The organism is Paenibacillus chitinolyticus NBRC 15660, from assembly GCF_000739915.1.
In the GTDB taxonomy this organism is placed as follows: Bacteria; Bacillota; Bacilli; order Paenibacillales; family NBRC-103111; genus Paenibacillus_F; species Paenibacillus_F chitinolyticus.
In genome coordinates, this window is the sequence record NZ_BBJT01000011.1 from 161,741 (window position 1) to 175,131 (window position 13,391).

General features: G+C 53.3%; 12 protein-coding genes. 3 read left to right on the plus strand and 9 right to left on the minus strand.

Features of this window, described 5'->3' with window-relative positions; genetic code table 11:
* Position 1: 1 nt before the first annotated feature.
* Entirely contained in the window at positions 2 to 706 is a 705-nt protein-coding gene (locus PCH01S_RS23235; RefSeq protein WP_042233609.1) for a hypothetical protein, read from the plus strand.
* 89 nt (positions 707 to 795) lie between these two features.
* Here the strand turns inward: PCH01S_RS23235 and PCH01S_RS23240 are convergent, their stop codons facing one another.
* On the minus strand, positions 796 to 2,385 hold the full coding sequence (locus PCH01S_RS23240; protein ID WP_042233611.1) for a peptide chain release factor 3: 1,590 nt from the start codon (positions 2,383 to 2,385) through the stop codon (positions 796 to 798).
* A 67-nt stretch (positions 2,386 to 2,452) separates the two neighbouring features.
* Positions 2,453 to 3,535: a metallophosphoesterase family protein gene (locus PCH01S_RS23245; RefSeq protein ID WP_042233613.1), complete on the minus strand. Its 1,083-nt coding sequence runs from the start codon at positions 3,533 to 3,535 to the stop codon at positions 2,453 to 2,455.
* 192 nt (positions 3,536 to 3,727) lie between these two features.
* Between PCH01S_RS23245 and PCH01S_RS23250 the strand changes: the two genes are divergently transcribed.
* On the plus strand, positions 3,728 to 5,194 hold the full coding sequence (locus tag PCH01S_RS23250; RefSeq protein WP_042233617.1) for a methyl-accepting chemotaxis protein: 1,467 nt from the start codon (positions 3,728 to 3,730) through the stop codon (positions 5,192 to 5,194).
* A gap of 45 nt (positions 5,195 to 5,239) precedes the next feature.
* Here PCH01S_RS23250 and PCH01S_RS23255 read toward each other — a convergent pair whose 3' ends face one another.
* From PCH01S_RS23255 to zwf, 6 genes are all read right to left on the minus strand, one after another.
* A complete protein-coding gene (locus PCH01S_RS23255; RefSeq protein WP_042233620.1) occupies positions 5,240 to 5,803 on the minus strand; it encodes a GNAT family N-acetyltransferase in 564 nt (187 codons plus the stop codon).
* A 173-nt stretch (positions 5,804 to 5,976) separates the two neighbouring features.
* Entirely contained in the window at positions 5,977 to 7,914 is a 1,938-nt protein-coding gene (locus PCH01S_RS23260; protein WP_042233622.1) for an ABC transporter permease, read from the minus strand.
* Positions 7,889 to 8,665: an ABC transporter ATP-binding protein gene (locus PCH01S_RS23265; RefSeq protein WP_009673076.1), complete on the minus strand. Its 777-nt coding sequence runs from the start codon at positions 8,663 to 8,665 to the stop codon at positions 7,889 to 7,891. Before PCH01S_RS23265 ends, PCH01S_RS23260 begins: the two co-directional genes overlap by 26 nt.
* A 94-nt stretch (positions 8,666 to 8,759) precedes the next feature.
* Positions 8,760 to 9,899, minus strand: a complete 1,140-nt coding sequence (locus tag PCH01S_RS23270) for a sensor histidine kinase (protein ID WP_042233624.1) — start codon at positions 9,897 to 9,899, stop codon at positions 8,760 to 8,762.
* Positions 9,892 to 10,602 (minus strand): response regulator transcription factor, encoded by a 711-nt coding sequence (locus tag PCH01S_RS23275; RefSeq protein WP_042233628.1) that lies wholly within the window; start codon positions 10,600 to 10,602, stop codon positions 9,892 to 9,894. The genes PCH01S_RS23270 and PCH01S_RS23275 overlap by 8 nt, the downstream gene beginning before the upstream one ends.
* A 138-nt stretch (positions 10,603 to 10,740) precedes the next feature.
* Positions 10,741 to 12,258 carry a glucose-6-phosphate dehydrogenase gene (gene zwf, locus PCH01S_RS23280; protein WP_042233680.1) on the minus strand — a complete coding sequence of 506 codons (1,518 nt, stop codon included), beginning with the start codon at positions 12,256 to 12,258 and terminating at the stop codon, positions 10,741 to 10,743.
* Between the two features lie 159 nt (positions 12,259 to 12,417).
* Here zwf and PCH01S_RS23285 point away from each other — a divergent pair, with 159 nt between their 5' ends.
* Entirely contained in the window at positions 12,418 to 12,738 is a 321-nt protein-coding gene (locus PCH01S_RS23285; RefSeq protein ID WP_042233630.1) for an LSm family protein, read from the plus strand.
* Positions 12,739 to 12,825: 87 nt separating this feature from the next.
* On the opposite strand, the gene PCH01S_RS23290 is transcribed toward PCH01S_RS23285, so the two are convergent.
* Positions 12,826 to 13,263, minus strand: a complete 438-nt coding sequence (locus PCH01S_RS23290) for a GNAT family N-acetyltransferase (RefSeq protein WP_042233632.1) — start codon at positions 13,261 to 13,263, stop codon at positions 12,826 to 12,828.
* Between the last annotated feature and the right edge of the window lie 128 nt (positions 13,264 to 13,391).

The following is a 13,391-nucleotide window of genomic DNA, read 5'->3' on the forward strand; positions in this document are numbered from 1 at the left end:
CGTGAGAAGAAAGTACGTGTCCGTCTTGATGATCTTGATCGGCCTGATGATAAATCCTTATCACGCGAATGCGCTCGATTATGCGTTTATTCCGCTTAAAGAGCTCGCAGAGGATTCCGACGTTATTGTGACGGGAACGGTGCTCCGGGAAGAGAAATCGGATTCTGACAACCATTACACGCTTCAACCCGATCAAATCCTTAAGGGCGGTATGGATGTCGAGGAGCTCATCCGGATAAAAGTGCTTCAATTCGCCGATGAGGGCAAAATGTTTCCGGGCGAGCGTTACCTGCTTCTCCTCAAAGCCGGAAACCCGTTTATCGTGAACGGAGTGCATCAAGGCCTTATCCAGCTTTCCGGCGGGAAGCCTTTCTCCCGGTTTTACAAACCGGAAGAAGTTACGGCCCTGCTGGACAAACTGGGTGCGAAGATCAAAAAGTCCTCCTCGGCCGTAACTTCTTCGCCCTCGCCGGGAAACGTCTCTCCGCTACCCGAATCCGTTTCGGTCGGGGTGCGGCCGGCCGAAACGGATTCGGGGCCTTGGGAGGAAAGAAAGCCCGCCGATCCGTTTGTCCTCTCGGAATGGTACGGGCCTCTCTTTCTCGCTGCAGGTCTTGCAGCCGGCATCATCACGGCCTTTGCGGCCGAAAAGCGGGCCCGCAAACAAGAAGCCGAGACGGAGAACCAAGACCCCGCCAAACACTGAAACATTCAAAAAAGCCGTCCCGCCCAATCGGCGGAACGGCTTTCATTTAAAGGAGGACCGGAAAATAATCTCCGGGTCCTCCTTGTTTATTAAGGCGCGTTTGTCAGGAACTGCGCAGTCGGATTTTTCTCCATAGCGGACCGCAGGGCGTACTCGCTCTCGAACAGGGCAACATAGTTGCCTTTCTTGTCCGTGACAAGCTGCGAGTTAATGCGGAAGCGGGACGGGTCGATCTTCTCGTCGATAATCCATCTCGCAAACTGGAAGCCCAGGCGCTGAAGCTGGATATCTACCCCGTACTCGGCCTTCATCCGGTGCTCGAACACTTCGAACTGAAGCTGGCCGACTACCCCTAGAATCGTATCGTCGAACGCTCCGGTAGTCCGGAACACCTGGATGGTTCCTTCCTCCGTAAGCTGGTCGATTCCCTTCTGGTACTGTTTGTGCTTCAAGGCGTTCTTGACGGTCACTTTGGCGAAAATTTCCGGCGAGAACGTAGGCAGCTCATCGAACACGATTTCTTCCTTCTGGCTGAGAGAGTCCCCGATTCTGAAAATCCCCGGGTCGAACAACCCGATGATATCTCCCGGATACGCCTCCTCCACAATGTCGCGGTCCTGTGCAAGAAACTGCTGCGGCTGAGAAAGCTTAATTTCCTTCCCGGCACGCACATGCTTCACAGACATGCCTCTCTGGAATTTGCCCGACACGATCCGCAGGAACGCGATACGGTCCCGGTGGGCCGGATTCATGTTGGCCTGGATCTTGAACACATACCCCGAGAAGTTCTCTTTGGTCGGTTCTATCATTTCGCCCTGCGAGTTTTTACGCGGCTCCGGAGCCGGCGCCAGTTCCAGGAAGTTCTCCAGGAACGTCTGGACGCCGAAGTTGTTGACGGCACTGCCGAAGAATACCGGCGTCAGCTCGCCCCTCATCACTTTCTCGTAATCAAACGGGTCGCCGGCAACGTCCAGAAGCTCCATCTCTTGTCCGAGCTGCTCGTACAGATGCTCGCCCGCGATTTCCTTGATAACCTGGTCCTCGTATCCTTCTACCTTGCGGACGGCAACCTGCTTGTGATCGTCGCCCTGGAACAGCTCCAATTGGGTCCGCTGGCGGTCGTATACGCCGCAGAACCGCTTGCCCATGCCGATCGGCCAGTTCATGGGGTACGAACGGATACCGAGAACCTGCTCCAATTCTTCCAGCAGTTCGAACGGATCACGGCCTTCACGGTCGAGTTTGTTGATAAACGTGAAAATCGGAATGCCTCTCATCCGGCATACCTGGAACAGCTTGATCGTCTGAGCCTCGACGCCCTTCGCAACGTCGATCAGCATCACCGCGCTGTCTGCGGCGGTTAAGGTGCGGTACGTATCTTCACTGAAATCCTGGTGACCCGGGGTATCCAGAATGTTGACCTTGTGTCCGAGATAATCGAATTGCATAACGGACGACGTAACGGAGATCCCCCGCTGCTTCTCGATTTCCATCCAGTCGGAAGTCGCGTATTTGCCGACCTTGCGGCCTTTAACCGTTCCGGCGAGGCGGATCGCGCCTCCGAAGAGCAGCAGTTTTTCCGTCAGTGTAGTTTTACCCGCATCGGGGTGGGAAATAATGGCGAACGTGCGGCGCTTAGCCGCCTCGGTTTGAAGCTCTTTTTGTAAAGGTGTACTCATGGTTGGATCCTTCCTGCTTTCTCTATAGTTCATCTTATGCCGCTGCCCGCTTCCGGTGTCTGCGGCGTCACACGCTCTTCTTGTTTAATGCGATCGTCCAGTGCGCTTCCTTCAGCCATCTGCGCTGGGCGTATTCGCGGCCGCGGACCACGACCTTATTCTCGAAAACCTGGACGTAAAGACCTTGCGTCTTCGATTTTCGGGCATCCGGCAGAGCCTTGTTCAATGTCCGGCCGACCGACGAGTTGTGAAAATAGTGAAACGGCTCCTGCAGATAGTGGGCCGATCCGTTCTGGAAATCCTGATGCCGGTGCCCGCAGAAAACGAAAACGTTCTTGTACGGGGCGATCAGCTCCCGGATTTCCTTGCCGCGGACGATCTGATGACTTCCCCCGCTGCGTCCCTGCATCGGCAGAGGCTGGTGGATCATAATGAAGATCCGCGCCGTTTTGTCCAGTCCCGCCAGTTGGGTTTTAAACCACTCCATCTGCGCGTCCGTGTACCAGGCGCCTTCACCCGCCTCGGGTTTCTCCTGCATGTAGCCTTCCTGTGAAAGCAGCAGAATGGTGCAGCCCTCCAGATCCATCCGGTTATACGGCTGTTTGTACCCGAAAAATGTTAAAAATCTTTCCCTGGCCATCGCGTCGGTCTTGCCGTTGGGCATGCCCTCCCGGTTAAACCCGCCGGTTTTGTCCAGCCAAAGATCGTAATATTCGTGATTCCCCATATTGGCGTGCACGGGCGGAAGCTTGTACGCCTTCATAAGCCGGCCCAGCTCCTTGTAATCCCGCTCTCTCCCGTAGTCCGTACAATCGCCGGTCAGAAGGAGAACATCCACCGGCTGCTTCATGGCCGTCATATCGCTCAAAGCGGACTTAAAATGCTCCAAAGTCAGCGGATCGTCGGGCGAAGCGTGGATATCGCTCATGATCGCGAAAGTGGCGAGCGCCTTCCCCGCCTGCGGATCATCCGGAAGCTGAAGATCCTCTCCGGCCGGGAGCTCTTCGGCTTCTTCCGCCTGGACCACGGCAGACTCACGGTCCGAAAGTCCGGATTTTCGCCTTAATCCGCTTAATACGGTTCCTGCACCGGCCCCAAGCAGAATGGCAAAAAATGCGGTCAGCCATTTGAGAAACGAGCGCCTGTCCATCTGCCAGCTCCTTCCGGCTAAGCTTCCCCCTATTATAACCCGTTTTTTGCCGCACTGCACGCGGATTCTTCAAGCGCCTTCCGAAAAAAAATCACAAAAATAAACTAACATTTTTTAGCGAAATCTATAAACTTTTTACGTTAAATAACCGATTAGGTGAAAGTAAACAAATATTAAGAGATGAGGGAAATCATGGAATCGAACCATCTGCTTTTTAAAAGGAACAAACTGCTCAACCGCATTCTGTGGATCATGCTCGCTCTGGGTATCGTGATCGATCTTATGACGGCCAGCTTAGAGGTTGTTCTTGTGCTTGCCGTTGTCGGTATAGTGATTTGCGGAATCAGCACCTTGATGTCGGTTAAACACATAGCGCCTCAGCTCGTTATGTATATTGTTCCGGTGAACGTAACCGTTTTGACCACCCTGCTGATTTATGCCGAACCGCTGACGAGCACGTATTACCTCATTTTTGTCAACATCGCACTGATGACCCTCTACTCCAATTATCGGCCTATCGTATTCTCCGGCATACTTGGAGGGGCATTAACGGCCTTTTTATTCATCCAACCGCGTTTTTACGAAGCCATGTTCCCCAAAGAATCCCTCGCCAACCTGCTGCTCTACGTCGCCATGATTACTGCGGCTTCCGCCGCTTCCGCACGATTCTCGGAGAAACTTCAGACAGAAGTACTGGAAAAGCAGGCGGAAACCCTGGACGCCAAGGCTCAGACGGACTCGCTGCTGGAACAGGTCGGATCTACCGTCCAAGTGTTAAACGAATTCAACGACACACTCAAAACGAATGTGGCTACAGCCGGAAAAATTTCGCAAGAGGTCACCGCCACGTTCGGCGAAGTCTCTACCAGCGTAGAGCATCAGACTCAAATTGTGGTGGATATCAGCGGTTTCGTCCAGGAAGTCGAACGGGTCGTCTCCAGCGTAGCCGATGGCTCCGGTACGCTCCAGCGGCTGTCTACGGAGAATATCGGCCTGACGAGTCAGGGGAGCGAACAGGTTCATGCCCTCAGCGCGGAAATCGAAACCGTCTACAGCATCATTCACCGGACCGTCCATTTGATGAATGATCTGAACGAACAAGGCGTACGCATCGGCAGCATGGTCGGGCTAATCAACGACATCACATCTCAGATCAACCTGCTTGCGCTCAACGCGGCAATCGAGGCCGCCCGGGCCGGAGAGCACGGCAAAGGCTTTGCCGTCGTATCCGACGAAGTCCGCAAGCTCGCCGAGAACTCCCGCCGCTCCACGGAAGAGATCAACGACATTCTCCAGGGCATCCGCCACACGAGCATCGAGGTGACCAAACAGGTGAATCTCGGGAGGCAGGCGATTACGGCGGGACGCGCCGCCAACGAACAGGTCGAGAGCATCATCCAGCGGGTAGCCGACAATACAGGACTCGTCAAAAACCAGTCCGATCACGTGGAAGAATCCGTTGCGCTGCTGCAGGAGGAGTACCGCAAAATTTCTCACGAAATCGTCGCCATCGCCGGAAGCACGGAGCAGAATATGGCTTCCTTCGAAGAGATTATGGCGGGGCTTGAGAATCATGATGCCCGCATTAAAGATATCGTGACGAGCTATCAGCGTCTGGACAGCCTCATCACGAATTTGAAGGCCATGACCCGCGGTTAAAGAAAACAGGAACACCCCGGCACGAGGGTGTTCCTGTTTTCTTTTTCAAGAGCCGACGGCAGGCAGGATGATTTCCGGCTGTTCCGGATTCGGAAGCAGCCAGCCGTAAGCGGGTTTATTCAGGTAGAGGCGGCTTACGTCGCATACGACGGGTACGACCATCCCTCCCTTGTAGTGGAAAGGCTCCGCTATGCGCTCAAGCTTGATCCGGAATGCCATGCGCAGAGCCTTGCACAGTTTGGGTTCCATCAGCGCCACGATATGCGTGCGGCCGCGATTTTCACAGTAATGGACGATGAGCGAAATGAGCTTGTCCAGGTTGCGGCCCCGGTACTCCGGAAGGAGTGCCACCTTGTCCACTTCCACAGCATTGCCCGGCGCAAGTGCGGGATGTTCGGAGAACGGAGCGAGAGCGTCGATCGGATGACGGCCGGGGTCATAGCGTTTGAACTCAACCGTCCCGGCCACTTCACCGTCATCGGAGAGAATCAGGTAGCAATCCGCGTCCCGGCGGGTAAATTCCAGCTCAAAGCCCTGCTGCTGCCAGACCCGGGTCCAAATGCGATCGAATAAAATGAAGTCGTCCAGACTGTCCCCTTTTCTATACATCTCTCTTCTCTCCCATCTTTAAATTCCATAGATTTACAATTTAGTTATACCTCATTTTTTGTCTTTTATCGTCAATATGCATAATATTTTACATATCAAACAATTTACAAATTAAAAATAAAAAGGCTTTTCCGCCCCGCCGACCGACAGCGGGATAGAAAAGCCTTTTGAGCCTAACGAACCGAATGCGCTAAAATTCTCTTCATGTACGAGCGTCTGGCGGCCAGGAAATACAGCGTCTGCATCAGAGCGAAAATCACGAACACCACCGCCGCGTAAGGCCATATGTTCGAGATCAGCATATTACCAAGCGCCTTCATCGCAAAGGATGTATGGACCAGTCCGACCACAAGAGGGATAAAAAAGATCATCCCGACCTGCTTGGAAACCGTCCGCCTGATTTCCTTATCCGTAATCCCTATCCGGGTGAGAGCCCGGAATTGGGCCTGGTCCTCCTCGATCTCGGTAAACAGCTTAAAATAGATCATGCTGCCCGAGGCGATAAAGAATAGAAAACTGACGAAAATTCCGATGAATAGCATCAGCGACATCAATTGTTTCGTTTCCAAGTACTGATTGACACGAGTCCCGAAATTCTGCTTCTCCTGCTCGGGCACCATCTTTTCGATCTGATGTACGGTCGGGGAGGCTTCCTCCCAATTTTTGATCTCGTAGCCGTATAAGACGCTTTTGTCCTCGTTCGGGGTGGCGTCCATCATTTCCTTGAACTCCGATGCATCCGTCACGAGCAAAGTCGAGATATCGAATTGAGTGGGAACAACGGACCCGTTAATTTGTTCGTCCAGCGTAAAGGTACGGGTTCCCGTTTTCAGCTTCGCTTCCAGGTTTTGACCGGGGGTGAAAGACTTGCGCTGCTGCTCCTTATACGGGTAAATGTACGAGGCATGGCCCCGCTCCACCCGCAGCTCCGGCTTGCCCTGCCGTTTGGCCTGAGTGTTGTAGTCCTCCTCCGAGACGATGAACAGCTGCTGCTCCCGGACTCTGCCACCCAGCTCGACGGGGATACGGACCGGAATACCCGCCATGCGTACTTCGTAATCCAGCTCCACCCCGTTTTGTTTCAGGGTGCTTTTCAATACATCCGGATCCAGTACGCGGTGACTGTCCAGCCCTTTTTCCGCAAAGGCGATGGATTGAGGGTAATGCTCCATGAGCTGGTTGCGGGTATCTTTAAGGATCACATACACCGTACCGGATGCGGACAAGATGACGGCGGACAGAATGGAAACCATAAATAACATCCGCGCATTGTCTTTCAGCTTGAACGTCAGCTGCGATATCGTAATCAGATTCGTCTGATTGTAATAAAGCGAAGTCCGTCGCTGGAGCCTCCGGAGAATAAACACACTTCCCTGGGTGAACAAAAAATACGTTCCCAGCACCGTAAGAAAGACGACCGGCATGAAATAGAGAATAAAATTCATCAACGTAATCTGATAAGCCAGCGTATAGCCTGCGACCAGACAGACGGCCGAGAGGACCACGAGCCAGATCGAGAAAGCCGGCATCTTTTTCGGCTGTTTGGAGGCCCGGAGCAGATCGATGATTTCCGAGCGTCCCACCTGATAAAGGGTCAGCAGAGTAATGGTCAGAAACAGCAGCAGAAACCCGATAACCGTGAGCAGTACCGCCTTTACAGGAATGACGAACCGGATCGGGGAATCGACCTCAAGCAGCCGGGCCAGCCCCATAAAGAACAGCTTGCTGAACAGCGAACCGATTCCGATGCCGCAGGCGACGGCAAGAATGGAGATAATAACATTCTCCAGCAGTACCATCCAGCGGATCTGTCCTTTGGTCATGCCGAACAGCGTCAGCAGGCCGAATTCTTTTTTCCGTGATTTAAAAAATGCCGACATCGAGTAAAGGATAAAAAAGAAAGAGAAAATGACAATGATATAATCGCAGGCGATCATCACTTCCCGGATCTTAGATGCGGCCGGCATCGAACCGTTTATGACGTCCGGATGCAGAATAAACGCGGAATAAATATAAAAAATCGTAACGGAGAACACGCTGCTCCAGAAAAAAGCGCCGTACTGGTGCCAATTGCCGCGGATATTTTTAAGGGCGAGCTGTCGAAAATTCATCGAAATTCCCCCCAAGTACACTTAACGAATCGAGAATCTGCTGGAAAAAGGCCTGCCGGTTCGCTCCCCGTCTCAGTTCCGAGAACAGCTTCCCGTCCTTGATGAACACAATCCGCTTGCAGTAGCTCGCCGCAAAGGGATCGTGCGTTACCATCATAATGGTGGCTCCGAGCTGCTCGTTCAGCTCCTTCAGCGATTCCATCACATCCTTGGCGGCTTTGGAATCCAGGTTGCCCGTCAGCTCGTCCGCAAGCAGGATGGACGGTCTATGGATGATGGCCCGGGCGATGGCCGCCCTCTGCTTCTGACCGCCGGACACTTCGTAAGTCCGTTTGTCCAGAATCGCCGTGATCCCGAGCAACTCGGCGCACGGCTTAAGCCGGCTCTCGATTTCCGCCACCGGCTTTTTGTCCAGGGCAAGCGGCAAAATTATATTTTCCCGGATCGACAAGGTGTCGAGAAGGTTGAAGTCCTGGAAAATAAATCCCAGCTCACGCCGCCGGAACAAGGCGAGCTGTTTCCCCGATAAAGCCGCGGGGTCCGTTCCGTTGATCTCGATATGGCCGCTCGTCGGTTTGTCTATCGTGGCCAGTATGTTCAGCAGCGTCGTTTTCCCGCTTCCCGAAGGCCCCATGACGCCGACGAATTCTCCCTCGCCGATTTCAAGGCCGATGTTCTCCAATGCTTTATAGGTCAAATTGCTTTTCGTTCCGTATATTTTCGTTACCTGCTCGGCTTTCAAAACCGCCATTCGGTATCCCTCCATTGATCGTGTCTATGTTCCTAGTATAGACCTCCGAGGAGAAGCTACCTATTGATTTGCCTTTCAATGCGGCGGGCTAACCTTACATTTTCGTCACCCGGGACCCGGGCCGTACTCCGCCCGCTTCATCCCGCTCTCCGAACCGGTGAAGACCCTGGCTCTGAAACATCAGGCTGACCGTCGTTCCTTGGCCGGGCTCGGATTGTATGTCAACCTGGTGCCCCAGCCGGGACATAACCTGCTTGACGAGATACAATCCCATCCCCGTCGACTCCGTAACGACGCCTCTTCCGTTCTCTCCCGTGAAAAAAGCGTCAAAGACCCTCGGCAAATCTTCAGCAGCGATTCCGATGCCGCTGTCTTGGACCTCAAGCCGGGTCCCGTAAGACTTTTGTTCAATCCGGATAAGGAGCGGCTTGTTCCCCTCCCGCTTACGGGAGTACTTAATCGCATTGCCGATAAGCTGGTGAAGCACGAACGATAGCCACTTCTCGTCGGTTTCCACGTAAATGTCCGGGGCGGACGACTCGATTTTCGGAAAGATAGACGCCCGGATACAGGCTTTCTTATAGTCGTTCACGATCCGTCGGGCTACGGCCGTAAGCTCAATCCGCCGGGGATGGACATCCAGCTCGAATTTTTCGAGCCTGGCCGTGTAGAGCATCATCTGGAGACCCGAGGCAATCTTCTCGTTCTCCTCCTGAATGCTCGTAAGCAGCTCCTGTATCCGTTCCGGCGGTGTCAGAGTTCCCTCCGACTGCTGGATAAGCAGGTCGATGACGGAAACCGGCGTTTTGAGCTGGTGGACCCACTGGTTCGTAAAATGCAGATGCTGCTCCTGAGACGCCCGGTAAGAAGACAGCGTGGACAAATAAGCCCGATGCTGCTTCTGCAGCAGCTCGTTGACCGCCTGCTGCTCCATTGTCCGGGACGGCAGAAATAATGCACTGTCCAGCGAGCTTTGGGCGGATTCGCCGAGCCTCTTGTTCAGCGCGCTTGCGTAACCGGCCTGCCGGACATAATCATAAATCAGTACCCCTATCCATACGGCTCCGGCCAGCAGGAACAAGTACACCAGATTGTCCGGTTTAACGGGCAGCCCCGCCTCCATACGGTCCAGCCACAACACGACCAAAACAAGCAGGATAGCGAAAAAGAAGGCCGCCGTGTACAAAAGCCGGTCAAACAAAAATCGTTTCCGCGTCCAAGCTTTGTCATGCATCGCCGGTATTCCCCCATTCCGTCTGAAGACGGTAACCCTGGCCCCGGACCGTTTCGATAATGCCCGGCAGGCCGATTTCTTCCAGCTTCCGCCTTACCCGCGTGACATTCACCGTCAGCGTGTTGTCATCGACGAAATGAACGTCGTCCCAAAGGGCCTCCAGCAGCTCCTCCCTGCCTGCAATACTTCCCGCCCTGTGGGCCAGGCAGTCGAACAGCAGCAGCTCGTTTTTCGTCAATTCCATCCGTTTCCCGGCGAATTCCAGAGTGTTCTTCATCCGATCCAGCTTCAGGCCGTTCAGCTCCCATTCGTCTCTGGACGGCTGCGCCTGGGCGTATTCCCCGTATGCTCGCCGCAGCGCGCCTTTGACCTTGGCCAGCACGACGTCCAAATTAAACGGCTTCGTCAAATAGTCGTCGCCGCCGTTTTCGATCGCCATCACTTGGTCCATCTCCCCCGTCCGCGCCGACAGGAAAATAATCGGCACGTTGGAGAACGTGCGTATTTGACGGCACCAGTAGAACCCGTCGTAACGGGGAAGGTTGATGTCCAGCAAAATCAGATCGGGCTCCAGTTCCGCGGCCTCTCCCTTAATATCGTGAAAACGAACCGCGCGGAAAACCTCATATTCATATCTGGTTAAAGTGTCTTTCAAAATGTGGGCGATTTTATCATCGTCCTCGACAATCAGAATGCGGTACATGGCTTCCCTCCCGGTGTTCCCTAATAAAGACCCACCCTTTTTCTCATTCAAGTAAGCGGCCAGCAAAAGAAGCACCCCTCAGCCTAAGCCGCAGGGTGCTTCCGTCAACCTCTTGTTTGTGAAACCGGAACGGCCGGTTTAAGACTGGCTCGCCCAGATGACTTCGCCTTCATGCTGGCCGTTCACCGGCCACCACTTGAATCCGTCGGCGGCGAGCAGCTCGTTGGCTGCGTCCGGGCCCCAGGAGCCTGCCGGATAATGGGCAAGGTCTCCGCTGTTTTCTTTCCATGCCTGAGCGATGGCGTCCACGAACTGCCACGCGTGCGCCACTTCGTCCCAGCGGGTGAAGTAAGTGGAATCTCCGCGCATAGCGTCGAAGATCAGACGCTCGTATGCTTCCGGCGTGTTAAGCCCCACCTGGCAGCTTTGGCAGAAATCCATCGCGATCGGGATAATGACTCCTTCGGCGCCAGGCTTTTTGGCATTCATTTGCAAATAAATGCCTTCCATCGGATTCACGCGGAATACGAGCAGGTTCGGCTGCAGGTCATGCTTGTTAGCCAGATAGACGTTGTCCGGCACGTTCTTGAACTCCACGACAACCTCCGTGGATTTCACGGGCAGACGCTTGCCGGTACGGATGTAGAACGGAACTCCCGCCCAGCGGAAGTTGTCCACAAAAACACGCGCCGCCAAGTACGTTTCCGTGTTCGATTCAGGGTTGACGCTCTCTTCGCTGCGGTAAGCAGGCATGTCCTTGCCGTTCAGTTGTCCTGCCGTATACTGGCCGCGCACGACATTCTTAGTGACCTCTTCGGCGGACTCGAAAGGCCGCAGGGAACGCAGCACCTTCACCTTCTCATCCCGGATATCTTCCGGATGAAGACGGCTCGGCGGCTCCATGGCCATCATGGCAAGCATCTGGAGCATATGGTTCTGCGCCATATCGCGTAGAGCTCCCGAATGGTCGTAATAACCGCCGCGGTCTTCGACGCCGACGGTTTCGCCCAACGTGATCTGAATGTTGGCTATGTACTTGTTATTCCACAGCGGCTCGAAAAAGGCGTTCGCAAAACGGACCACTTCAATGTTCTGGACCATTTCTTTACCCAGGTAATGGTCAATGCGGTAAATATCTTTCTCCTCGAACACTTGACGGAGCTGCTGGTTCAGCTTGCCTGCCGATTCCAAATCGTAGCCGAACGGCTTCTCGATCACGAGACGATGCCAACCGGTAGTTTCAAGCAGACCGCCTTCGCGGAGATTGTAAGACACGTTGCCGAACAGCTCCGGAGCAAGCGCCAGATAGAACAGACGGTTGCCGTTAGTCTGGAATTTGACGTCCAGCTGCTGCGTCAGTGTGTTCAATTGGCGGAACCCGTCCACATTGTTAATGTCGAGCGGCAAATATTCGAAATGTTCCGCAAATTTAGCCCAGTCCTCGTCGTCCTGCACATGATGACGGGCGAATTCGTTAATAGAATCACGCAGATCTTCACGGAACTGCTCGTTCGTCCTGGAACGGCGCGCAAGTCCGATTACGGCGAAATGTTCATTCAGCTTGCCCTCACGGTATAAGCTGTAAAAGGCGGGAAACAATTTTCTCTTGGCCAAATCTCCTGTAGCTCCGAAAATCAGAAAAACAGCACCATTCATCGTCGCATCATTCTTTCTCTGTGATTTTAGATTAGAATAAGCATACCGAAATTGCATAAGGGATTCAACTTTTTTTCGCAAACCGGGCATCTGTCCAATCCGTTTCCGCTTCCCCGCCATAGGCTGTTATCAGAATTCTCCCCATGGAGGTGCAGCGCGGTGCAGCGAATCGATCCCGCAAGCAGGGAGCAAATCAAGCCCCATATCGGCAGACCCATTCTCGTTTACTTAAGAGACGGCACGGAAATTTTCGGTATACTTAGCCGGCTCGATCGAGGAAATCTGATTCTAAACGAAAAACCCAGTGTAAAAAATCTTTCTCCCAAAACAACCAAAAAAATAAAAGTGGCCAAGAACGGCGGCAAAAAATCGGTCAAACTTGCTGCCGAAGAAAGTCAGCCCGTCATAGCGCACCCGGAAGGATATTATCCCCTCGTGCTGGACCGAAATTTTATTGCCGCTCTCATTGTACTTCAATAGAAAGCGGACCGTTCACTTTACTATTCCCCAAAACCAGGAATGGACACATTCCTGGTTTATTCTTTTTCCGGAGCGGAGAACATTTTTTCAAAGCCCTTTTTCCATTAAATGAATGCGAAGCTGGGGCACATAGCTTTTAATGGTATATCCTTTCGACAAATAGAAGGAAATGGCCTTCTCGTTTACCGAATCCACATACAGCCGCGAAGCCCTGCATTTCAATTTACGGCCGTATCTTTCGGCGTGCTCCATCAAAGAAGTACCGAGCCCCCGTCCCTGAAAACGCGAGTCGACCGCCAGCATATCGACAAACAGGCTGTCATCCGACACTTGAACGCTGACAAAACCCGCAGCGGACGACCCTTCGTCAACTACAAAGGTTTCACCCAGCTTAAATCTTTTCTTCATTTCCGAAAGGTTAACGTTCGCCTCCGGTACAGTCATCCTTGTGTAAGGCAAGAGCTCCTTTTCAGTCAGACGCACCAGTATCCTGTCATCCTTGGCCGGAATTCGTTTGCGGATCAAGAAAACATCGCCTCCACATGGTTTGCAGATACTGCATCGTATGCGAAATGGGAGGCTTTGCTCCGTAAACAGGTATTCATCCTCTAAGTTTATACCGTTTTATTTCTTATATTTTTTGGACATGCCCC

Bases quoted from the DNA above. Each gene is read 5' to 3' on its own strand.
- PCH01S_RS23270 (WP_042233624.1), bottom strand. From the start codon at position 9,899: ATGCATGACAAAGCTTGGACGCGGAAACGATTTTTGTTTGACCGGCTT.
- PCH01S_RS23265 (WP_009673076.1), bottom strand. From the start codon at position 8,665: ATGGCGGTTTTGAAAGCCGAGCAGGTAACGAAAATATACGGAACGAAA.
- zwf (WP_042233680.1), bottom strand. From the start codon at position 12,258: ATGAATGGTGCTGTTTTTCTGATTTTCGGAGCTACAGGAGATTTGGCC.
- PCH01S_RS23255 (WP_042233620.1), bottom strand. From the start codon at position 5,803: ATGTATAGAAAAGGGGACAGTCTGGACGACTTCATTTTATTCGATCGC.
- PCH01S_RS23275 (WP_042233628.1), bottom strand. From the start codon at position 10,602: ATGTACCGCATTCTGATTGTCGAGGACGATGATAAAATCGCCCACATT.
- PCH01S_RS23260 (WP_042233622.1), bottom strand. From the start codon at position 7,914: ATGAATTTTCGACAGCTCGCCCTTAAAAATATCCGCGGCAATTGGCAC.
- PCH01S_RS23245 (WP_042233613.1), bottom strand. From the start codon at position 3,535: ATGGACAGGCGCTCGTTTCTCAAATGGCTGACCGCATTTTTTGCCATT.
- PCH01S_RS23250 (WP_042233617.1), top strand. From the start codon at position 3,728: ATGGAATCGAACCATCTGCTTTTTAAAAGGAACAAACTGCTCAACCGC.
- PCH01S_RS23240 (WP_042233611.1), bottom strand. From the start codon at position 2,385: ATGAGTACACCTTTACAAAAAGAGCTTCAAACCGAGGCGGCTAAGCGC.